Genomic DNA, 19875 nt, shown 5'->3' with positions numbered 1-19875 from the left:
CACAAACAACAAAGGCCCCGAAGGGCCTTTGCATGCTTAGCGTTTGAACGCGAGCGATCTGGGCGATCAGTAGTTGCCGCCGCCGTAGCCGCCGCCACTGCCGCCGTAACCACCACCACCGCCGCCGCCGTAACCGCCGCCACTGCGGCCGCCACCGCCACCACCGCGGGGGCCAGTGCCGTAGGGGCTGCGGAAGCCGCCGTCGTTGCCGCCGCCACCGCTGCGACCACCGCCGCCGTAGCCGCCGCCACCACCGCCGCTGCGGCCACCACCGCCGTAGCCGCCGCCACCGCCGCCGCCGTAACCACCACCGCCGCCGCCGTAACCGCCGCCACCGCTGCGGGGGGGACGCGGCTCCATCGGACGCGCTTCATTGACCACGACGTTGCGGCCACCCAGCGATTGACCGTTCATGCCCTCGATGGCGGCTTGCGCTTCAGCGTCGCTGCCCATTTCCACGAAACCGAAGCCCTTGGAGCGGCCGGTTTCACGTTCCATCATGACCTTGGCGCTGGTCACGGCGCCGAATTGCCCGAAAGCCTGCTCCAGATCTCCGTCGCGCACCGAATAAGGCAGGTTGCCGACGTACAGTTTGTTGCCCATCAAGGGACTCCTATGAACACAGATAAAAAGCGATGGAGTCCCGAGAGCAGGGCTTGGCGGGCAAGCCCGGCGAAACTGTCCGATCACCGATGACTGCGGGCATTCCCAACCCGCAGGCACGTCCATTATGGTGGATTTGCTTCTTTTGCAAGTAGGAATTTGCCCGCGCTCCCGCAAGGCGTTTAAATATTGTTGATGTGTGCGCTTGCTCACAATATGAGCCCTACTACAAAAGGCTGATGGCCTATGGCAAAGCATCAGTGGCCAGCGGCTCCATGCCGGCAAAAAAGCCCCGAAACAGTGCCCAGGATTGACACGCAGGCGCAAGTTTTCCGCATGGTTTTGGGCCACATGCAAGCACCGTCTCTGCAAAGGCCCGCAACGTTGGGCTCGCTCCTTGGCCCCGGCTCCGGGGCAAGCTCACAGGTAGGCGCCAGCGCCCAACGCCCGCCCTGGCCCTATACTCCCGGCCACGCGCCGATTTGCTCCAGCTTGCGGGCGCTTAACAAATTCAGCTAAAGACGGACGCGGACATGACATGACCCGGCTCGTTTTTGGCGAGGCCGGTTTTTTTGCGCCATGTCTTTTGATGTCACCTCCCAGTCGATGCGCTTCGAAGCGCCGCTGCCCCTGCGCAGCGGGGCGCAGATTCGCGACTATTCGCTGGCCTACGAAACCTATGGCCAGCTCAACGCCGAGCGCAGCAACGCCGTGCTGGTGTGCCATGCGCTGAACGCATCGCATCACGTAGCCGGGCGCTATGCGGATCAGCCCAAATCCGAGGGCTGGTGGGACAACATGATCGGCCCCGGCAAGTCGCTGGACACCAACCGCTTCTTCGTGATCGGCATCAACAACCTGGGCTCCTGCTTCGGCTCCACGGGACCGATGCATGTGAACCCCGACACCGGCCGCATCTACGGTGCCGATTTCCCTGTCGTGACGGTGGAAGACTGGGTCGATGCCCAGGCGCGGCTGCTCGATGCGCTGGGCATCGACACCCTGGCCGCGGTGATGGGCGGCAGTCTGGGCGGCATGCAGGCGCTGTCGTGGACGCTGCAGTATCCCGAGCGGGTGCGCCATGCCGCCGTGATCGCGAGCGCGCCCAATCTCAACGCCGAGAACATCGCGTTCAACGAAGTGGCACGCCGCGCCATCGTGACCGACCCCGACTTCCATGGTGGCCATTTCTATGAGCATGGCGTGGTGCCGCGGCGCGGCCTGCGCATCGCGCGCATGATCGGCCACATCACCTACCTCAGCGACGACGTGATGAACGAGAAGTTCGGTCGCCAGTTGAGAAATGGCACCGCCATCCACTACTCCACACAGGATGTGGAGTTCCAGATCGAAAGCTACCTGCGCTACCAGGGCGACAAGTTCAGCGAGTACTTCGACGCCAACACCTACCTGCTGATCACGCGCGCCCTGGACTACTTCGACCCGGCCGGCGCCTACGGCGGAGAGCTGCGCGCAGCACTGGCTCGCGCGACCGCCAAGTTCCTGCTGGTGAGCTTTTCGACCGACTGGCGTTTTTCACCGGCACGCAGCCGCGAGATCGTCAAGGCCCTGCTCGACAACCGCCGCAGCGTGAGCTACGCGGAAATCGACGCACCGCACGGCCACGACGCCTTCCTGCTGGACGACGCCCGCTATCTGGGCGTGGTGCGCGCGTGGTTCGAGGGCATCGCCGCCGAACTGGGAGGTGCCGCATGAGCGACTTCGACCTGCAAAGTGCCATCGTGCGCCTGGTGCCCGAGGGCGCGCGCGTGCTCGACCTGGGTTGCGGCGACGGCGTGCTGCTGGAGCGGCTCCAGCGCGAGCGCGGCTGCAGCGGCTACGGCGTGGAAATCGCCGATGGCAACGTGCTGCAATGCGTGCGCCGCGGCGTCCAGGTCCTCCAGCTCAACCTGGACGAAGGGCTGTCGATGTTCGAGGACGCGAGCTTCGATGTGGTGCTGCAGATCGACACGCTGCAGCACCTGCGCAATGCGGAAGTGATGCTGCGCGAGACGGCGCGCGTGGGCCGCACCGGCATCGTGGCCTTCCCCAACTTCGCGCACTGGCCCAACCGCATCAGCATCGCGCGCGGGCGCATGCCGGTCACCCGGCGACTGCCCTACCAGTGGTACGACACGCCCAACATCCGCGTGGGCACCTTCAAGGACTTCGAGGTGCTGGCGCGCAAGAACCGGCTGCGGGTGCTTGATGCCTTCGGCGTGCATCAGGGTGCCGAGGTGCGCTGGCTGCCCAACGCCCGCGCCAGCACCGCCGTGTTCCGCTTCGAGCGCGAGTGATGACCCCGCGGCGCGCCATCCTGCACGCCACCCGCCTGCGATGCCTGCCACGCTGAACACGCCGGCCCACGCCGAACTGCTGGTGCGCAAGAGCCGCTTCCTGGCCTGCGTGCAGCCCGTCGCAGACCGCGCGCAGGCGCAGGCCGTGGTGGCGGCGCTGCGGGCCGAGCACCCCTCGGCCGCGCACGTGTGCTGGGCCCTCCTGGCGGGCGGCCAATCCGCAGCCGTGGACGACGGTGAACCCAGCGGCACCGCGGGCCGACCCATGTTCGAGGTGTTGCGCCACCATGACCTGGAAGGCGTGCTGGCCACGGTGGTGCGCTATTTCGGCGGCGTCAAGCTGGGCGCCGGCGGCCTGGTGCGGGCCTACACCGACAGCGTGGCCCAGGCCCTTTCGGCGGCCACGCTGGTGCCGCTGCAGCGGCGCACAAGGCTGATCTGCACCGTGCCCTATGCCTTCGAAGGCCTGGTGCGACGCGAACTCGCGGCCGTGCAGGGCATGCTGGGCGAAGTGCGGCACGGCAGCCTGGTCGAGCTGCAGCTGGAGGTGCCCGAGACACAGGCTCCCGCGCTGAAATTGCGCGTGGATGACGGCACGCAGGGGCGTGCTGGCTGGATTTTGGTTACCGATCTTGCGCAATGAAGTGTGACGCGGCGAAGCAGTTCCCTACGATGCGGCTTTTCCCAGGAGCTCCCATTGGCATCGCAATCCCCCTTCTTCGGCAAGCGCAACTCGGATGACAACTTCAACTCGCGGCCCGCGCCCCTGGTCGGTGGTGGCAGCAACCTCTCCGGCGCACCCGTGAATCCCTCCTCGCTGACGACCGCCACGCCTTCGGCGGCCAGCGCCCCGGTCAAGGAAGCCGGCAGCAAGCTCACCGTCGGCCCCAACATCAAGCTCAAGGGCGTCGAGATCACCGACTGCGACACGCTGGTCGTGGAAGGCATCGTCGAAGCCACCATGGATTCGCGGGTGATCCAGATTTCCGAGCAGGGCTCCTTCAAGGGCTCGGTGGCCATCGACATCGCCGAGATCCGCGGCCTGTTCGACGGCGACCTGACGGCGCGCGAGAAGCTGGTGATCCATGCGACCGGCAAGGTCACGGGCAAGATCCGCTACGGCAAGATCGTCATCGAAGAAGGCGGCCAGCTGTCGGGTGAAGTCAGCGTGGGCACGGCCAAGGGCGACAGCGCCAGCAAGCCTTCGCTGCAGGCTGCGGCCTGAGTCTTCATAGCGCGCGCGCCAGCGCGTCGCGGCCGACGATCTTCAAGCGGCCGCCTGCTGCGGCGACCAGCCCAGTCGCCGCAGCAAGCCTTGTGCTGCGGCCGGTGCCCGCTCCTTGGCACCGTTGATGAAGAACACATAGGTCGGCCGCTGCGCCGACCATTGCGTGGCGCGCGCGGCCCATTGGTCCAGCGCATGCGCCGCGTAGCCCGTGGCCTCTTTGGCCGAAGCCTCCATCAGCCGCGCATAGGCAATCGGTCCTTCGGGTTCGTCGAAGGACGGAAACTTCTCGGCATCGGTGAACACCGTGGAGACGCCGTGCGCCTGGGCCAGCGCGCGGTACTCGGGCACCATGAAGCTGGGGTGCCGCACATCCATCACATGCTGCAGCCGACGCGAGCCCGCCTTCTGGGGCAGCAGCGCGAGGAAGGCTTCGAAGTCCTCGGCCTCGAAAGCCTTGGTAGGCATGAACTGCCACACGATGGGGCCCAGCTTGGCCCCCAGCTCCTCGATGCCGCTGTCGATGAAGCGGCTGATCGATTCGCCGGCCGTGGCCAGCAGCTTGCGGTTGGTGGCAAAGCGATTGGCCTTGAGCGAGAACACGAAGCCCTCGGGCGTCTCGTCGCGCCACTTGGCAAAGGTGGCGGCCTTGAAGCTGCTGTAGTAGGTGCCATTGACCTCGATGGCCGTCAGCTGGCGGCTGGCATGCTGCAGCTCCTTGGCATGGGCCAGGCCCTCCGGGTAGAAGCTGCCGCGCCAGGGCTCGTAGGTCCAGCCGCCAATGCCCACTCTCGCCGCAGGGATGGCCGCGGCGCCGGCCGGCGCCGCATCGGCCGCAGGCGCTGATTTCTTCGCGCGTTTGCTGGCGGCTTTGGGCGCCGCCTTCTTCGCGGCGGCGGGCTTTGTGGATGGGCTCATGGCGGGCTCCGGCAAGTCGTGCTGCACTCTACGCACAAGCGCCCGAAGGCGCAAAATGGCCCACGCCCCTCCTTCCCCTTTTTCTCGTGCGGAGACCCCGATGAACGCCCCCCTGCACCGCGAAATGCCTGCCGCCCTGCTCGACACCGAACGCGCCCTGGCCGATGTCACGGCCCAATGGGACCGCGACATCGTGCGCCAGCTCACCGACTACATCGCCATCCCGGCCAAGTCGCCGGGCTTCGACGCCGACTGGGCCGCGCACGGCCACCTCGAGACCGTGCTGCGCAATGCCGCGCAGTGGGTGGAAGCGCAGAAGGTCGAAGGCCTGAAGCTGGAGATCGTGCGGCTGGCGGGCCGCACGCCGGTGCTCTTCTTCGAAGTGCCGGCCAGCGGCACTTCCATGACCGACACCGTGCTGATGTACGGCCACCTGGACAAGCAGCCCGAGTTCACGGGCTGGCGCAACGACCTGGGCCCCTGGACGCCCAAGTACGAGGACGGCAAGCTCTATGGCCGCGGCGGCGCGGACGATGGCTACGCCGTGTACGCGAGCCTCGCGGCGGTGCAGGCCCTGAAGGCGCAGGGCGCGGCCCATCCGCGCATCGTCGGCCTCATCGAGACCTGCGAGGAGTCGGGCTCCTACGATCTGCTGCCTTACGTGGAAGCGCTGCGCCCGCGCCTGGGCAACGTGGCCCTCGTGATCTGCCTGGACTCGGGCGCCGGCAACTACGACCAGCTGTGGCTGACCACCTCGCTGCGCGGCCTGGCCGGCGGCACGCTGAAGGTGGAGATCCTCACCGAAGGCATCCATTCGGGCGACGCCTCGGGCCTGGTGCCTTCGAGCTTTCGCATCATGCGTCAGGTGCTGGACCGGCTCGAGGACAGCAAGACCGGCCGCCTGTTGCCCGCCAGCTTCCACTGCGAAGTGCCGGCCGACCGGCTGGCCCAGGCCCGGGCCACCGCGGCCATCCTCGGCGATGAGGTGTACAAGCGCTTTCCGTGGGCGCACTACGACTGCGGTGGCGCCACGACCTTCGCGCTGCCCACCACCAGCGACCCGGTGGAAGCACTGCTCAACCGCACCTGGAAGCCCACCCTGAGCGTGACCGGCGCCGAAGGCTTTCCGGCGCTCAAGGATGCGGGCAATGTGCTGCGTCCCTATACCGCCTTCAAGCTGTCGCTGCGCCTGCCCCCACTGGTGGAAGCCTCCGCCGTGATGGCTGAGCTCAAGACACTGCTGGAGGACAACGCGCCCTACCAGGCCAAGGTCACCTTCGACGGCAGCGGCGGCGCCACGGGCTGGAATGCGCCGGCCATGGTGCCCTGGTTCGAGAACGCGCTCAACGCGGCCAGCCAGGCGCACTTCGGCGCGCCTTGCGGCTACATCGGGCAGGGCGGCACCATCCCGCTGATGAACATGCTCAGCGCGGGCTTTCCGTCGGCGCAGATGATGGTGTGCGGCGTGCTGGGCCCCAAGAGCAATGCCCATGGCCCCAACGAGTTCCTGCACGTGCCCTATGCCAAGAAGCTGACGGCCGCCGTGGCCGAAGTGATTGCCGCGCTGCCGGCGGCGCAGCAGGCCGCTGCTGCACAGGCCTGAGGCCCGGCTGCGCGCGGCCCGCGCGGCGCTTACTTTGCAGCCGCTGCGCGCTTTTCCAGCACCGGCGCCGAGATGTTCTGGACGCCCACGAGGCCCAGCACCGTCACCAGCGAGTTCTGCGCGCCCTTCCAGCCATCCGTGAGGTCGATCCATTCGCTGAGCGCATGGAAGCCGCCGGTCTTGCCACCGCCGCCGATGATGATGGCCGGGATGCCCAGCGACATCGGCACGTTCGCATCGGTGCTCGCGCCGGTCAGCAGCGTCTTGTGGCCGAAGGCCGCATTGGCGCGCGTGGCCGCCTCCACGATCACCGAATCGGCCGGCGTGCGGCCACCCGGGCGGTCGCCGATCAGCTTCTTCTCCACGCGCAGCGTATCCACGTTCCAGCGCTTGTTCTCTTCCACCACGGCCGCATCGATGGCGGCCAGGATCTGCTTTTCGGTCTCCAGCAGCGGCCCCATCTGGTCGGAGCGGATGTCCACCGCCATCTTCGCGTCGGGTGCGATGGTGTTGACGGAAGTACCGCCGCCCACCGTGCCCACCGTGAAGGTGGTCTTGGGGAAGGTGGGCGTCTTCACCTCGGCAATCTTGGCGATCGCGCGGCCCATGCCATGGATGGCGCTGGGCACCTGGCCGAAGGCCGCATAGCTGTGGCCGCCCGGACCCTTGAAGTTCACCTCGTAGCGATGGCTGGCCGTGCCCAGCACCAGCACCGTGCCGTCGGGCGCGGGCTCCAGGCCCACCATGCCGTCGATGTCCTTGTGCTGCGCGAACAGGTGCTTCATGCCGCGCAGGTTGCCCAGCTCCTCTTCACCCACGTTGCCGACGAAGAGCAGATCGCCCACGGTCTGGATCTTGTTGTCGTTGAGCACCTTGAGCCAGGACAGCAGCACCGCCAGGCCGCGCGTGTTGTCTGAAATGCCGGGCGCGTACAGGCGGCCGTCGCGCTCCTTCACCGAGACGTCGGTGCCCTCGGGGAACACGGTGTCCAGATGGGCCGAGATCAGCAGCTTGGGGCCGTTGCCGCTGCCCTTGCGCAGCCCCACCACATTGCCCTCGGCGTCGATGTGCGCGTCTGCCAGACCAAGCGCCTTCAGCCGCGCCAGAAAGGCCTCGGCCCGCTTCTGCTCCTTGAAGGGCGGCGCCGGAATCTCGGTCAGCAGCTTCAGGTCGTCGGTGGCGCGCGCATGGTCTGCCTTCACGGCCTCGAGCAGCTGCTGGATCTGCGGCGCCGCCATGAGCTGGGTGTAGGCCTGGTCGACGGCCGGGCGCACGGTGGCGGGCGTGGGGGCCACGGCCTGCGCGAAGACGCCGGCGCCGCTGCAGGCCAGCACGGTGGCGGCGGCCACGCGGGTGAGGAAGCGAGAGGCGGGATGAGCAGGCATGGCGTGTGTGAAAGGGATGTGACGGCGCCATTGTGGCCAGCGCCTGCGCGCCTGCCTTGGCGTTAATCTCAGCGGCTGTCAGTTTTTCTGACAGCACGACCGCCGCCGCCCTGCCCCATGCCCCGCCACATTCCAAGCACCCGCGCCCTGCAGATCTTCGATGCCGTGGCGCGCCACCACGGCCTGAGCCGCGCAGCCGACGAGCTGTGCCTGACCCACAGCGCCATCAGCCAGCAACTGCGCAGCCTGGAGGCCCAGCTCGGCGTGCGGCTGCTGCAGCGCAGCTCGCGCGGCACCGTGCTCACCGATGCCGGGCGGCGCTACCACGCGCAGGTGGCGGCCGATCTGCTGCGGCTGGAGAACCACACGCTGGACGCCATGGCGCAGCGGCCCGACGGCGCGCGGCTGATCGTGGGCGCCGTGCCCGTGCTGGCCGAGCGCTGGCTGCTGCCGCGGCTGCCCGCCTTCCTGGCGCGGCATCCGGCCTGCAGCGTGCATCTGAAGGTCTTTCCCACGCGCATCTACATGGACGAGCTGCCCTACGACATGGGCCTGCAGTACGACGACGCGAGCTGGCCCGGTGCGCAGGTGCGCCCGCTGATGCGCGAACGCTGCGTGGTGGTGAGCGCGCCGGGCTCGCGCTGGAAGGCCGCGCTGGCGCGCGGCGATTTCCGCCAGGTGCCGCTGCTGCAGCTGAGCTCGCGGCTGGGCGCCTGGGAGACCTGGTTCGGCCAGGCCGGCATCACGCAGAAAAGGCCGGCCAATGCCATGAGCGGCCATCGCTTCGACCTGTTCTCCATGCTGCTCGAAGCGGTGCGGGCCGACCTGGGCGTGGGCCTGGTGCCGCACTACTGCGTGGCGCGCGAGCTGCAGCATGGCGAGCTGGCTCAGGCCCATGCGCGCGAGGGCCACAGCGCCGTTGGCTACAGCCTGTTCACGGCGCCTCACATGCGCGAGCACCCGCTCGCAACGGCCTTTGCCCAATGGCTGGGCGAGGTGGCCGACGCGCCCTGAGAGGCTGCGCGCTCAGGCCCACTGCGCGCGCCCACACGCAGCTGCCGCATGGCGTTCTCGGCCGCGCGGGCCAGCCAGGCCTGGGCCTGCGCCATCGACTCCTGCAGCGTGCAGGGCCCGGCACGAGGCCGGGGAATCCGGTGCGTCGGTGTTTCGCCAGCCCCGAGCCGCGACAAGATCGCCCACAACTATCGGCTCCAAGTGCTCAAAAGTTGTTTTGTCGGTTCATGGGGGCCACTTATCTTGATGGCCCGGCGGCCAACGCCTTCGCCCAAGCGGACATGCGCGTTGAAAAAAAGCGCCTCGCTCATCGCGCCCCATTTCCTGTTCTTTGATATCGGTTGCACCATGAGTCACGACATACGCATCTGGGAGCGCCCCATGGGCCAGCCCAATCCCACCAGCCTGGAAGAAGCCGGGCGCACCATGCAGGCGCTGGAGCGCCTGAGGCCCGGCCTCAACCCCAAGTTCATGGCACTGGCCGAGCGCATGGCCGCCCGCTACCCGGTTCTGGGGCGGGAACAACAATTTGTCTCGGCCACAGAAGACGACGGCAACGGCGCTGCATGGCTGGGCGACCCGCGCGAGCAGGCGAAAAACTGCACCGAGGCGGTATGGGCTTTCGAGCTGCCGACTGAAGACCCTGTGCGGGCGCTGCGCTTTGTGGTGGACAACGCCAATGCCCTGGGCCTGACCGTGCTGGACGATCAGATCGGCATGGTCTTTGTTCCGCCGGATCAGGTGCTGCCGCCCGAGCATGCGGCCCTGTGGCAAAGCGCAAAGCGGGAAATGGACGCGCCGCAAAAGCGGTGGAGCGTGTCAAAGGCGCGCAAGGAGATGAAGGACCGCATTGCCCAGTTGCTGGCGCACACGGATTTCAGGTTGGATGAATCGCGCACTACCGCCACCGGGTTCAGGTTCAGCCGCGTCACCGAGGCAGGCACTCAATCCATCTACGTCGGCTGCCGCGCTATCCATGGTGAGCCGCAATGCACAGTTAGAGCATCAGTAGGCAGTCAAGCCGTAGCCCAGGTCATGCATGCGTTGTTTCCGGACAGGCTCGAGAGTAGCCTCAACGAACAGGTTGGCTTTGATTTCGGCAGTTTTCACGGCAATCCTTCGACAGATGTACCAGTCGAGTCGGCAGAGCAAGCACTGGCCATTCTGCGGACGATCAAGGAATCACCCGGCTTCCAGATCCTGGATATCACGCGCACGGTGCCGGGCATGCATCGCATCTTGACGGAGATGGAGCTTTTCACCTTGCATCAGGTCAGCCCCAAAGATCCTAGGACACTGGCTCAGCAGTGGCGGGAGACAGGAGGGGGCTCTCCCGCTTTGATCTTTGCCTGGCTGATTGGGAGCGACCATTTCGAGGAGATCGAACACCAAGCCCGGCAACTGAGCAAGGACTGGTCGCCTGAAGGCAGACAAAGGGAGCATGCTGAACTGGACCGGGTGCTGGCCTACCTGCGCGAGCACTGCAAGCGCGGCGCGATCGCCGGCTGACCTCAGCGCGCCGGCTGCGCCGCGGCCCCGGCCGGCACCACCGGCGGCTTGGGCAGCCACACGAAGCCCGCCGCGCCCGCCGCCAGCAGGGCGCCGATGGACAGGAACACGGCCATGAAGGGGTCCACGCCCAGATGCTGGGCGTAGGTGGCGATGGCGCCGGTCAGCCACTGCATGAGTGCCACGCCCAGGAACATGGCCATGGTGAACAGGGCCATGGCGCGGCCCGTGACGGCGGCGGGGTAGGCGCCCTTCACGTCGGGGTACTGCAGCACCATGTAGCCCGACAGGAAGCCCACCGCGATGATGAGGGCCACGTCGAGCATGGCGTTCACGGCAAAGCCCATGGCGCAAAAGAGCGCAGCCACCAGCAGGGTGAAGCCGACGATCCAGCGCCGGCGGCGCGCCGGGCCCGGGTCGAGCCGGCCGAACAGCGGCGGGCTGAACATGGCGATCAGGGTCATGAGCAGCGCCACGTTGCCGCTGGCGACCAGCGAGAAGCCATGGCGCTGCATCAGCATGGGCCCCAGCCACAGCCCGCGCAGGGCGACGAAGGCGGCATAGGTGACCAGGGCCAGCGCCACGATGCCCAGCGTGTGGGGCAGCAGCAGCAGGCCGCCGAAGGTGCGCACGGCCTGGCCCAGCGTTTCGCGCCGGGCACCTGCCGGCGCGGCCACATGGGGCTCGCGCACGCACATCGCGATGGCGCACCAGGCGATGACCGAGAGCGCGCACAACACCCAGAAGCCCATGCGCCAGGAGCTGGCCTCGATCAGCCATGCCAGCGGCGTGCCCGTGAGCAGCATGCCCACGCTGCCAAAGCCCAGGATCGCGCCGGACACGGCGGCAAAGCGCTCGGGCGCGAAGTGGCGCGCGATGAACACCGTGCAGACCAGGAAGGCCGGCGCGCAGCCGATGCCGATCAGCACCTGCCCCAGCAGCAGCCAGTGGAAGCTGGGCGCCAGGGCCGACATCGCCGCGCCCACGATGGCCAGCGGAAAGGCCGCCAGCACCGTGCGGCGCACACCCTGCAGGTCGATGCCGATGCCCATGAACAGCTGCAGCGCGCCGAAGGCGAAGTGGAAGGCCCCGGCGAACACGCCCAGCGCCTGCGCCGACAGGCCGAAGTCCTGCGCCAGGGGCGCGGCCATGATGGCGGCCAGCGTGCGGAAGGCCTGGCTCAGGAGGAAGGCGCTGCTGAGGATCAGCAGCATCAGCCAGGTCCTGGAGGACTTCACCGGCAGGGGTGAACTTGCGGGGGCGCTTGCCGTGTCGGCTGGTGGGCGCATGAGGAAGGGCTCCGGGCGGTTGTCTCGCCCGCTAGCGTAAGGGTTTGCGGCCTTTGGTGCTTGAGCCGGGGCGACAGTTCAGGCGCCGGTGCCCGGCCGGTCTTCGGCCTCGAAGTGCGGAATGGGCCAGTCCAGCAGCTCGGCCAGGCGCTGCACGACCCACTGGGCCTCGGCCGCGTTCAGGCCGGCATCGCCCTGCGAGAGGCCCGCATGGCAGCGGGCCAGCACAGCCCCTTCGCTCACGCTGCCGCCATGCGACTGGGTCAGCGCCGTGGGCACCAGCGCCTGCGCCAGGTCCTCGCACAGCTCATGGCGGGCCATGACCCAGGCCACGGGCTCCTTCAGGCGCTGGCGCCGGGGGTCGCTGTACAGCGCCAAAAAGGCGTCGGGGACGTGGATCTGCGAATCGGGGTCTTGGGGGTGCATGGGCACAGTGTCGGTCAAGGCCGCGCGAACGAGGGGGGCGCAAGAAAAAGCCGCGCTCCATGACGGGCGCGGCTTTTTTTGCGCGATCGCAAGGGCTCTTTCGCTCAGCCGCCCTGCGAAAAAGGCAGGCACTCAGTTGATGAGCTGCGCCTTCATCGCGTAGTAGGTCAGGTCGCTGTTGGTCTGCAGCGCCAGTTTTTCCATCAGGCGCGTGCGGTAGGTGCTGATGGTCTTGACCGACAGCGACAGGTCTTCGCCGATCTTGCCCACGGTCTCGCCCTTGGCCAGCTTCAGGAAGACCTGGAACTCACGCTCCGACAGTTGCTCGTGCGGCGCCGCGTTGTCCTTCTTGCCCAGTTGGTTGGCCAGCAGGTCGGCCACGGCCGGCGTGATGTAGCGGCGGCCCAGCGCGATGGTGCGCACGGCCTTGACGATCTCGTCGGGCTCGCATTCCTTGTTGAGGTAGCCGCTCGCGCCCTGGCGGATCAGGTTCATCGCGTAGTGCTCTTCGGGGTAGCTGCTGAGGATCAGCACGCCCATGTCCGGCGCCTTGGCGCGGATCATGGACAGCGCGTCCAGCCCGCTCTGGCCGGGCATGGAGAGGTCCATCAGCAGCACGTCGATCTCGGTGTTGCGCACCAGGTCGATCGCCTCGCGGCCCGAGGCCGCCTCGCCCACCACGCGCAGGTCCACATGCGTGGAGAAGAAATCGCGCAGGCCTGCGCGCACCACCGCATGGTCGTCAACGATTCCAATCTTGATCATGACTGTCCTTTCTTGTTCCGATGAGGCCCCGGCCCGCGCCGGGGGCGGACGCCGGCCCAGCCGCGCGTCTTGTTGTAGGAGCCAAGCATGCCATCGCGCGGGCGGCTGCGAAGGGGCGCCGGGCACGTCGAGCGTTTGTCCTGCACGAGGTCGGGATCGGTGCGCGCGCGGCCATGCGCCTTTGACGCGCGCGGGCCCTGCCGTGTAGGCGCGGGGCGCATCCGCGGCAGGTTCTGCCCTTGAAAAGGGCGCCGGCCCGGCAATGAAAAATGACCCCCACGCTCCCCCGCTTCGCGAGGTCCGCTGCCCCCCAAGGGGGCTTTTCATCTTGGGGCGGCCCGGCAATGAAAAAGCCTCCCGAAGGAGGCTTGGCATGGGCGGCCGTGGCGGCGTGCCGCGGGCCGATGCAGTTTGTTTGGCGAGCGACGGGCTCAGCGGCCGGGCGGGGGGCCGCGGCGCTCCAGATGACGGAAGGTGATGCGGCCCTTGGTCAGGTCGTAGGGCGACATTTCCAGCGACACCTTGTCGCCCAGAATGATCCGGATGTGGTTCTTGCGCACCTTGCCACCGCTGTAGGCGATGACTTCGTGGCCGTTTTCCAGCGTCACGCGGTAGCGCGAGTCGGGCAGCACTTCGGTGACTGCCCCCTGCATTTCAATGAGTTCTTCCTTGGCCATAAAGTCCTTTCAAGCGTGTGCGCGCCTTCCTTTATTGGCGCGGCTCCAACAAGCGGGGCTCGCGGCCACCGCCGCCCGGAACGGATGCGGCCGGGCTGACATTCGCAGGCGTGGACGGCAGGCCATGGCGCCGGGCCCGGGGCACGGCCGATGCCTGCACTGCCACGGGGGCAGGCGGCTACAGCGGTGCGGATGGACTCTTGGGCGGGCTTGCCTCGGCAGTCGGGCGGGCCACTGGCACGTGGCCCCAAGCCGCCGTGCATCTGGCCCCGAGCCGCCGTGCCCACACAGGGGCGATGCGCGTCGTCGTGCGAGCGAAACCCGTCAATTGTATCCGGATGGCACGGTCCTTGCCATCCTGGGCGGCCTGCCGCGGGCCGGCTGGCGCCGGATTCGCGCCCGATTCAGCGCAGACCCAACATCCGGCGGTTGCCCTCGCGGTCCACCTCGCCGGCCGCGAAGTCGTCAAAGGCGCGGTCGGCCACGCGGATGATGTGCTCGGCGATGAACTGCGCACCTTCGCGCGCGCCGTCCTCGGGGTGCTTGAGGCAGCACTCCCATTCCAGCACGGCCCAGCCGCCGAAGTCGTACTGCGCCATCTTCGAAAAGACGGCGCCGAAGTCCACCTGCCCGTCGCCCAGCGAGCGGAAGCGCCCGGCCCGGTTGATCCAGCTCTGGAAGCCGCCGTACACGCCCTGCTTGCCGCTGGGGTTGAACTCGGCGTCCTTGACGTGGAAGAGCTTGATGCGCTCGTGGTAGTGGTCGATGTAGGCCAGGTAATCGAGCTGCTGCAGCACGAAGTGGCTGGGGTCGTACAGCAGGTTGGCGCGCGGGTGGTTGCCCACGCGCTCGAGGAACATCTCGTAGCTCACGCCGTCGTGCAGGTCTTCGCCGGGATGGATCTCGTAGCCCACGTCCACGCCCGCGGCGTCGAAGGCGTCGAGGATGGGCTTCCAGCGCCGCGCCAGTTCATCAAAAGCTTCTTCGATCAGCCCGGCCGGACGCGGCGGCCAGGAATAGAAGTAGGGCCAGGCCAGCGCGCCCGAGAAGGTGGCATGCGCCTTGAGCCCCAGCCGCTGCGATGCCCGGGCCGCCAGGTGCAGCTGCGCCACGGCCCATTGCTGCCGCGCCTGCGGGTTGCCGCGCACCTCGGGCGCCGCAAAGCCGTCGAAGCCCGCGTCATAGGCCGGGTGCACGGCCACCAGCTGGCCCTGCAGGTGGCTGGAAAGCTCGCTGATCACCAGGCCGTGCGCGGCCAGCGTGCCGGTGATCTCGTCGCAATAGGTCTGGCTCTCGGCGGCGCGTTGAAGGTCGATCAGGCGGCTGTCCCAGCTGGGAATCTGCACCGCCTTGTAGCCCAGGCCGGCGGCCCAGCCGGCGATGGCGTCCAGCGAGTTGAAGGGGGCGGCATCGCCCACGAACTGGGCCAGGAAGATGGCAGGACCCTGGATGGTTTTCATGCGGCGCGTCTCCGTGGGTGGCAGCACCTGTGTGCAACGAGCGCCCGAGCATAGCGGGTGGCATTGGCTGACACCCGGCGCAAGCCCGTTGCGCACAGAATGAACTTTGCGCTTGACGCCCACCCCGGCCTGACGCCCACTTCCACCCGTATGACGCAACCCGTCTCCGCCCGCCTCAAGATCGGCCTGTCGGCCTGCTTCTCGCACGCCGATCCGGCGCGCTCGCTGTTCACCAACAAGACCTTGCAGTACGTCGAGCAGTCCATCGCGCACTGGCTGATGTCGGCCGGCGCCATGGTGGTGATGGTGCCCTGCCCCACGGGCGACACGGCGCGCGGCGACACCAGCCTGGCCCACTACGCCGAATGGCTGGACGGCGTGGTCATGCACGGCGGCGCAGACGTGTGGCCGGGCAGCTACGGCGAGGTGCCGCTCAAGGACGCCTGGATCGGCGACCGCATCCGCGACCTGTATGACCTGGCGCTGGTGGAGGCCTTCGAGCAGGCCGGCAAGCCGATCTTCGGCGTCTGCCGCGGGCTGCAGCTGATCAACGTGGCCTTCGGCGGCACGCTGTACCAGGACATCGAGGAGCAGCACGGCCACCCCGAAACGCTCAGGCACCGCGACCCGGTGACCTACGACCAGAACTTCCACGCCATCGAGATCGTGCCCGACACGCGCCTGGCCAGGCTCTACCCGGACGTGCAGACGGCCCGCGTCAACAGCATCCACCACCAGGGCATCAAGGACCTGGCGCCAGGCTTCGACGTGGAGGCGTGGAGCCTGCCCGACCGCGTGCCCGAGGCCATCCGCCGCCAGGCCGACCGCGGCCGCAGCTACATCGCGGCCACGCAGTGGCACCCGGAGTTCCACAAGTTCGGCAGCACCGAGACCATCAACGACGCGCCGATCCTGCACGACTTCCTGTGGGCCTGCGCCACCGCGCGCGTGCAGCCGCAGCGCGCCCACCGCAGCATGCCCGGGCGCATCCGCGACCGCGCCTCGCGCATGCTGCGCCAGGCGCTTTTGCGGCGTTAGCGCAGCACGCCCACGCGGCGCGCCAGCGCCACGGCCTGCGTGCGGCTGCGCGCGCCCAGCTTGGCGTTGATGTTGCGCAGGTGCGTGCGCACGGTGCTGTCGGACACGAAGAGCTTCTCGGCCATGGCGGCGTTCGAATAGCCGTTGGCCAGAAGCTCCAGCACGCGGATTTCCTTGCGCGTGAGCGGCTCCATGCCCATGGGCAGCGCGGGCACGCCGGCATCGTCGGCGGGGGAGGCTTCTTCACTGCCCTCCCCTTCGGCGCCGCCCTCGGCGCGCCAGGGCGCGTCGGCCGCCTCGCCGCAGGCCGCCAGCAGCTGGCTCACATGGTCCAGCAGCAGCGGGTCGGTCGCATCGGCGCTGCGCAGGCGCTCTTCCAGCGGACGCAGCAGCGCGCCCAAACCCGGGCCCTCGTCCAGCACCAGGCGCATGAAGCCCTCGCGCGAGGTCTGCGCCAGCACCTCGGCCAGCGCCTGAAGCGCCAGCGGACCCTGTCCCGCGCGGGCCTGCGCCAGGGCGCCCAGCAGGCGCAGCTTCAGGCCGCGCAGGCGCCGCCCGCGCGCTTCGGCGGCGTCGCACAGGGCCGGCAGCTCGCCGGCCAGCAGGGCGCGGGCCTGGTCCGCCTGGCCGAAGCGCAACTGCCAGCGCAGCCGGCCGATGGCGATGTCTTCCACTTCGTGCGCCGCAAAGCCCAGGCGCTGCACGCGCGGCCACACGGCCGCATCGTCGGCCCGGGCCAGTGCGTCGGCGGCGGCCTGCCGATTGCCCTGCAGCGTGAAGATGCGCGCCAGCTCCAGCCGCGCGCTGGCCGTCACGCGCGGCAGCTGGCGCTGCTGGCCCAGGTATTCCAGTTCGGTGAGCAGGCCGAAGGCCGCGTCCACGTCGCCGCGCAGGAAGGCGATGCGCACGCGCATGCGGTAGCTGGCGATCAGGTGATCGGGCAGGCCCACGTCGCGCGCCAGCGGCAGGTAGACGTTGAGCAGGTGGTCCGCGCCGGCCAGGTCATTGCCTTCGTAGAGCACGCCCGCATGCAGCACGCCGGCCCAGGCGTTGCCGTTGCTGGGGTTGTACGAGGCCGCGCGCGGCGTGGCCGCCAGCGCCACCCGAAAGCGCGCCGCCGCCTGGCGCAGCCGGCCTTCGGACAGGTCGAGCACGCCGGCCATGGCCTCGGTGTACATGCGGCTGAACAGGCTGCCGGCCTGCGTGCGGCGCGCGGCATCGACCAGGCGGTGGGCCTCGCCCCGCGCGCCCATGAGCGACTGCACATAGGCCGCCGCATTGGCCAGCGTGTTGTCGGCAAAGGGCCACTGGCTGGGCAGGCGCGCCATGGCGGCGCGGGCGGCCGGCGCAGCCTCCTCGACCCGGTCCATCATGGCCAGCAGCAGCGGCCGCAGGGCATTGACCAGCGCCTGCACGGCCGGGTCCCGGCTTTCGAGGCAGGCCGTGCAGCCATCGAGCCGCTGCTGCGCCTGCCAGGCCCCATGCGTGAAGCAGTCGGCGCACACGGCCACGGCCTGCAGCAGCGGCTGGTCGGCCAGCAGGGCCGGCGGCAGGCTGGCGAACCAGCGCGAGAGCAGGCGCATGCGGCCCTGCTCCAGCAGCGCGCGCGCGTGCTGGACCAGCAGGTGCACGGCATGCGGCGGGTCGCCGCCCTGCAGCGCGTGCTCGATGGCCGGCACCGGCCGGCCCACCGATTCGTACCAGCCCGAGGCGGCCAGGTGCAGGCGGGCCCACTCGTCGGGCCGCTCGCGCTGCAGCTGCATGCGCAGGAAGTCGGCAAACAGGCTGTGGTAGCGCAAGCTGCGCGCATCGTCGGCCAGCGGCGCCAGGAACAGGTGCGCCGCTTCCAGCCGCGCCAGCAGCGCGGCGCAATCGCTGCGCGGCATCAGCGCCTGGCAGACCTGCGCGTCCAGCGTGCGCAGGATGCTGGTGCGAAGCAGGAAGTCGCGCACCTCCTGGCTCTGCTGGGCCAGCACGTCCTCGGCCAGGTAGTTGGCCATGGCACGGTCGGAGCCCGAAAAGCGCGCGACGAAATCGCTGTGCGGCCCATGCCGGTCCAGCGCCAGCGAGGCCAGCCAGAGCGCCCCGATCCAGCCTTCGGTCTTGTCCAGCAGCTGCACCAGCGCCTCGCGCGGCAGCGGGGTGCCGCGCAGCCGGAAGAACTCCTCGGCCTCGCCTTCGGAAAAGCGCAGCGCGGCGGTGTCGATCTCCAGCAGCTGGCCGCGCGCGCGCAGGCGGCCCAGGCCCAGCTCGGGCAGCGCGCGCGAGCCGATCACCAGCCGCCCGCGCGGCGGCAGCTGCTCGGCCAGCTGGCGCATCAGGCCCAGCACGGCTTCGCTGTGCAGCTGCTCGAAGTCGTCCAGGAACAGCGCGAAGGGCGTGTCTTCGCGCGCCAGCGTCTCCAGCATGCCGAAGGGGTCGCCCGCGCCGGGCGCCTGCGGCTCCAGCCCCTGCAGCGCCTGCCCCAGCCCGTGCAGGAAGCGCGGCAGGTCGTTGTCGGCCGCGTCCAGCGTGAGCCAGGCGCAGCCCAGGCCGGCGGACTCGAACTGGTCGCGCAACTGGCGCATGGCGGTGGTCTTGCCAAAGCCCGCGGGCGCGCGCACCAGCACCAGGCGCGCGGCCAGGGCTTCGGCCCCGCGCGCGGCCAGCGCGGCGCGGCGCACCTGCGCGCTGCCGGGGCGCGGCGGACTGAGCTTGGCGGCCGGGACCACGGCGGCGGAATGGAAGAAGGGGCGGTGGGCTTGCATGCGCTGGCGCGGACTTTCGTCGCTTTGGACGATGGCGGCAATGCGGGCTGCTTCCTAGACTGTCCCGCAGCCGACTGCCATGCAGCGCGGCCCTTTCCTTCCCGCTTCAGGAGACTTCCCATGCAGCTCGATGCCCAAGTGGCGGCGGTCATCACCGGCGGTGCCTCCGGCCTGGGCGCAGCCACGGCGCGCCGCCTGGCCGCGCACGGCGTCAAGGTGGCGCTGTTCGACCTCAACGAGGCCACCGGCGAGGCGCTGGCGCGCGAACTCGGCGGCATCTTCTGCCGCGTGGACGTGACGCGCGAGGACGAGGTGGACGCCGGCTTCGCCAAGGCGCGCGCCGCGCATGGGCAGGAGCGCATCCTGGTCAACTGCGCGGGCACCGGCAACGCCGTGAAGACCGCCAGCCGCGACAAGACCACCGGCGAGATCAAGCACTTTCCGCTGGCCAACTTCGACCGCATCATCCAGATCAACCTGGTGGGCACCTTCCGCTGCATCGCCAAGTCCGCGGCCGGCATGCTGAGCCTGGCGCCGCTGGCCGATGCGCACGATTCCGGCGAGCGCGGCGTCATCATCAACACCGCCTCGGTGGCGGCCGAGGACGGGCAGATGGGCCAGGCCAGCTACTCGGCCAGCAAGGCCGGCGTGGTCGGCATGACGCTGCCCATCGCGCGCGACCTGATGGGCGAAGGCATCCGCGTCAACACCATCCTGCCGGGCATCTTCAACACCCCGCTGATGCAGGGCGCACCCGACAACGTGAAGGCCGCGCTGGCCGCCTCGGTGCCCTTCCCCAAGCGGCTGGGCCACCCCGACGAGTACGCGCAACTGGCCGAGGTCATGATCACCAACGGCTATTTCAACGGCGAGTGCGTGCGCCTGGATGGCGCGATCCGCATGGCGCCGCGCTAGAGGC

18 protein-coding genes are annotated in these 19875 nt (G+C 68.9%); 9 read left to right on the top strand and 9 right to left on the bottom strand.

What is annotated here, in order from left to right; all coding sequences use genetic code 11:
* Positions 1–66: 66 nt before the first annotated feature.
* On the bottom strand, positions 67–603 hold the full coding sequence (locus tag PGB34_RS19295; protein ID WP_271429736.1) for an RNA recognition motif domain-containing protein: 537 nt from the start codon (positions 601–603) through the stop codon (positions 67–69).
* A 579-nt stretch (positions 604–1182) separates the two neighbouring features.
* Here PGB34_RS19295 and metX point away from each other — a divergent pair.
* Genes metX through PGB34_RS19275 form a run of 4 tightly spaced genes read left to right on the top strand, consistent with a single transcriptional unit; the run spans position 1183 to position 4125 of the window.
* A complete protein-coding gene (gene metX / locus PGB34_RS19290; protein ID WP_271429735.1) occupies positions 1183–2319 on the top strand; it encodes a homoserine O-succinyltransferase MetX in 1137 nt (378 codons plus the stop codon).
* Complete coding sequence (gene metW, locus PGB34_RS19285) at positions 2316–2900, top strand: methionine biosynthesis protein MetW (RefSeq protein ID WP_271429734.1); 585 nt, start codon at positions 2316–2318, stop codon at positions 2898–2900. Before metX ends, metW begins: the two co-directional genes overlap by 4 nt.
* A gap of 40 nt (positions 2901–2940) precedes the next feature.
* Complete coding sequence (locus PGB34_RS19280; RefSeq protein WP_271429733.1) at positions 2941–3543, top strand: IMPACT family protein; 603 nt, start codon at positions 2941–2943, stop codon at positions 3541–3543.
* A 54-nt stretch (positions 3544–3597) separates the two neighbouring features.
* A complete protein-coding gene (locus PGB34_RS19275) occupies positions 3598–4125 on the top strand; it encodes a bactofilin family protein (protein ID WP_271429732.1) in 528 nt (175 codons plus the stop codon).
* A gap of 42 nt (positions 4126–4167) precedes the next feature.
* Here PGB34_RS19275 and PGB34_RS19270 read toward each other — a convergent pair whose 3' ends face one another.
* Positions 4168–5043: a DUF72 domain-containing protein gene (locus tag PGB34_RS19270; protein WP_271429731.1), complete on the bottom strand. Its 876-nt coding sequence runs from the start codon at positions 5041–5043 to the stop codon at positions 4168–4170.
* Between the two features lie 100 nt (positions 5044–5143).
* Between PGB34_RS19270 and PGB34_RS19265 the strand changes: the two genes are divergently transcribed.
* Entirely contained in the window at positions 5144–6646 is a 1503-nt protein-coding gene (locus PGB34_RS19265; protein ID WP_271429730.1) for a M20 family metallopeptidase, read from the top strand.
* A 29-nt stretch (positions 6647–6675) separates the two neighbouring features.
* Here the strand turns inward: PGB34_RS19265 and PGB34_RS19260 are convergent, their stop codons facing one another.
* Entirely contained in the window at positions 6676–8031 is a 1356-nt protein-coding gene (locus tag PGB34_RS19260; protein WP_271429729.1) for a M20/M25/M40 family metallo-hydrolase, read from the bottom strand.
* A gap of 117 nt (positions 8032–8148) precedes the next feature.
* Between PGB34_RS19260 and PGB34_RS19255 the strand changes: the two genes are divergently transcribed.
* Positions 8149–9045, top strand: coding sequence for a LysR substrate-binding domain-containing protein (locus PGB34_RS19255; protein WP_271429728.1), 897 nt, complete (start codon positions 8149–8151; stop codon positions 9043–9045).
* A gap of 48 nt (positions 9046–9093) precedes the next feature.
* Positions 9094–10554: a hypothetical protein gene (locus PGB34_RS19250; protein WP_271429727.1), complete on the top strand. Its 1461-nt coding sequence runs from the start codon at positions 9094–9096 to the stop codon at positions 10552–10554.
* 2 nt (positions 10555–10556) lie between these two features.
* On the opposite strand, the gene PGB34_RS19245 is transcribed toward PGB34_RS19250, so the two are convergent.
* From PGB34_RS19245 to PGB34_RS19225, 5 genes are all read right to left on the bottom strand, one after another.
* Positions 10557–11768, bottom strand: a complete 1212-nt coding sequence (locus PGB34_RS19245) for an MFS transporter (RefSeq protein WP_271429726.1) — start codon at positions 11766–11768, stop codon at positions 10557–10559.
* Between the two features lie 153 nt (positions 11769–11921).
* A complete protein-coding gene (locus PGB34_RS19240; protein WP_271429725.1) occupies positions 11922–12269 on the bottom strand; it encodes a hypothetical protein in 348 nt (115 codons plus the stop codon).
* A gap of 132 nt (positions 12270–12401) precedes the next feature.
* Positions 12402–13034, bottom strand: a complete 633-nt coding sequence (locus PGB34_RS19235) for a response regulator (RefSeq protein WP_225782175.1) — start codon at positions 13032–13034, stop codon at positions 12402–12404.
* 431 nt (positions 13035–13465) lie between these two features.
* Positions 13466–13711 carry a translation initiation factor IF-1 gene (infA, locus tag PGB34_RS19230; protein WP_271429724.1) on the bottom strand — a complete coding sequence of 82 codons (246 nt, stop codon included), beginning with the start codon at positions 13709–13711 and terminating at the stop codon, positions 13466–13468.
* 404 nt (positions 13712–14115) lie between these two features.
* Positions 14116–15171 carry a sugar phosphate isomerase/epimerase family protein gene (locus tag PGB34_RS19225; RefSeq protein ID WP_271429723.1) on the bottom strand — a complete coding sequence of 352 codons (1056 nt, stop codon included), beginning with the start codon at positions 15169–15171 and terminating at the stop codon, positions 14116–14118.
* A 150-nt stretch (positions 15172–15321) separates the two neighbouring features.
* Between PGB34_RS19225 and PGB34_RS19220 the strand changes: the two genes are divergently transcribed.
* The gene (locus tag PGB34_RS19220) at positions 15322–16209 is read left to right on the top strand and encodes a gamma-glutamyl-gamma-aminobutyrate hydrolase family protein (protein ID WP_271429722.1); all 888 of its coding nucleotides are present in this window, start codon (positions 15322–15324) and stop codon (positions 16207–16209) included.
* Here PGB34_RS19220 and PGB34_RS19215 read toward each other — a convergent pair.
* Positions 16206–18956 (bottom strand): LuxR C-terminal-related transcriptional regulator, encoded by a 2751-nt coding sequence (locus PGB34_RS19215; RefSeq protein WP_271429721.1) that lies wholly within the window; start codon positions 18954–18956, stop codon positions 16206–16208. The two genes, PGB34_RS19220 and PGB34_RS19215, sit on opposite strands and share 4 nt — an antisense overlap.
* Positions 18957–19076: 120 nt before the next feature.
* On the opposite strand from PGB34_RS19215, the gene PGB34_RS19210 reads away from it, so the two are divergent.
* Positions 19077–19871 carry an SDR family NAD(P)-dependent oxidoreductase gene (locus tag PGB34_RS19210; protein ID WP_271429720.1) on the top strand — a complete coding sequence of 265 codons (795 nt, stop codon included), beginning with the start codon at positions 19077–19079 and terminating at the stop codon, positions 19869–19871.
* Positions 19872–19875: the final 4 nt, after the last annotated feature.

The organism is Xenophilus arseniciresistens (genome assembly GCF_028023875.1).
In the GTDB taxonomy this organism is placed as follows: domain Bacteria; phylum Pseudomonadota; class Gammaproteobacteria; order Burkholderiales; family Burkholderiaceae_C; genus Xenophilus; species Xenophilus arseniciresistens.
This window is presented reverse-complemented; position numbering and strand designations above follow the sequence as displayed.

Excerpts from the sequence above, each read along its gene's own strand:
- PGB34_RS19240 (WP_271429725.1), bottom strand. The coding sequence starts at position 12,269 with ATGCACCCCCAAGACCCCGATTCGCAGATCCACGTCCCCGACGCCTTT.
- metW (WP_271429734.1), top strand. The coding sequence starts at position 2,316 with ATGAGCGACTTCGACCTGCAAAGTGCCATCGTGCGCCTGGTGCCCGAG.
- metX (WP_271429735.1), top strand. The coding sequence starts at position 1,183 with ATGTCTTTTGATGTCACCTCCCAGTCGATGCGCTTCGAAGCGCCGCTG.
- PGB34_RS19215 (WP_271429721.1), bottom strand. The coding sequence starts at position 18,956 with ATGCAAGCCCACCGCCCCTTCTTCCATTCCGCCGCCGTGGTCCCGGCC.
- PGB34_RS19235 (WP_225782175.1), bottom strand. The coding sequence starts at position 13,034 with ATGATCAAGATTGGAATCGTTGACGACCATGCGGTGGTGCGCGCAGGC.
- PGB34_RS19295 (WP_271429736.1), bottom strand. The coding sequence starts at position 603 with ATGGGCAACAAACTGTACGTCGGCAACCTGCCTTATTCGGTGCGCGAC.
- PGB34_RS19225 (WP_271429723.1), bottom strand. The coding sequence starts at position 15,171 with ATGAAAACCATCCAGGGTCCTGCCATCTTCCTGGCCCAGTTCGTGGGC.
- PGB34_RS19210 (WP_271429720.1), top strand. The coding sequence starts at position 19,077 with ATGCAGCTCGATGCCCAAGTGGCGGCGGTCATCACCGGCGGTGCCTCC.
- PGB34_RS19255 (WP_271429728.1), top strand. The coding sequence starts at position 8,149 with ATGCCCCGCCACATTCCAAGCACCCGCGCCCTGCAGATCTTCGATGCC.
- PGB34_RS19245 (WP_271429726.1), bottom strand. The coding sequence starts at position 11,768 with ATGCTGCTGATCCTCAGCAGCGCCTTCCTCCTGAGCCAGGCCTTCCGC.
- PGB34_RS19260 (WP_271429729.1), bottom strand. The coding sequence starts at position 8,031 with ATGCCTGCTCATCCCGCCTCTCGCTTCCTCACCCGCGTGGCCGCCGCC.
- PGB34_RS19220 (WP_271429722.1), top strand. The coding sequence starts at position 15,322 with ATGACGCAACCCGTCTCCGCCCGCCTCAAGATCGGCCTGTCGGCCTGC.
- PGB34_RS19250 (WP_271429727.1), top strand. The coding sequence starts at position 9,094 with ATGGCGTTCTCGGCCGCGCGGGCCAGCCAGGCCTGGGCCTGCGCCATC.
- infA (WP_271429724.1), bottom strand. The coding sequence starts at position 13,711 with ATGGCCAAGGAAGAACTCATTGAAATGCAGGGGGCAGTCACCGAAGTG.
- PGB34_RS19280 (WP_271429733.1), top strand. The coding sequence starts at position 2,941 with ATGCCTGCCACGCTGAACACGCCGGCCCACGCCGAACTGCTGGTGCGC.
- PGB34_RS19265 (WP_271429730.1), top strand. The coding sequence starts at position 5,144 with ATGAACGCCCCCCTGCACCGCGAAATGCCTGCCGCCCTGCTCGACACC.
- PGB34_RS19270 (WP_271429731.1), bottom strand. The coding sequence starts at position 5,043 with ATGAGCCCATCCACAAAGCCCGCCGCCGCGAAGAAGGCGGCGCCCAAA.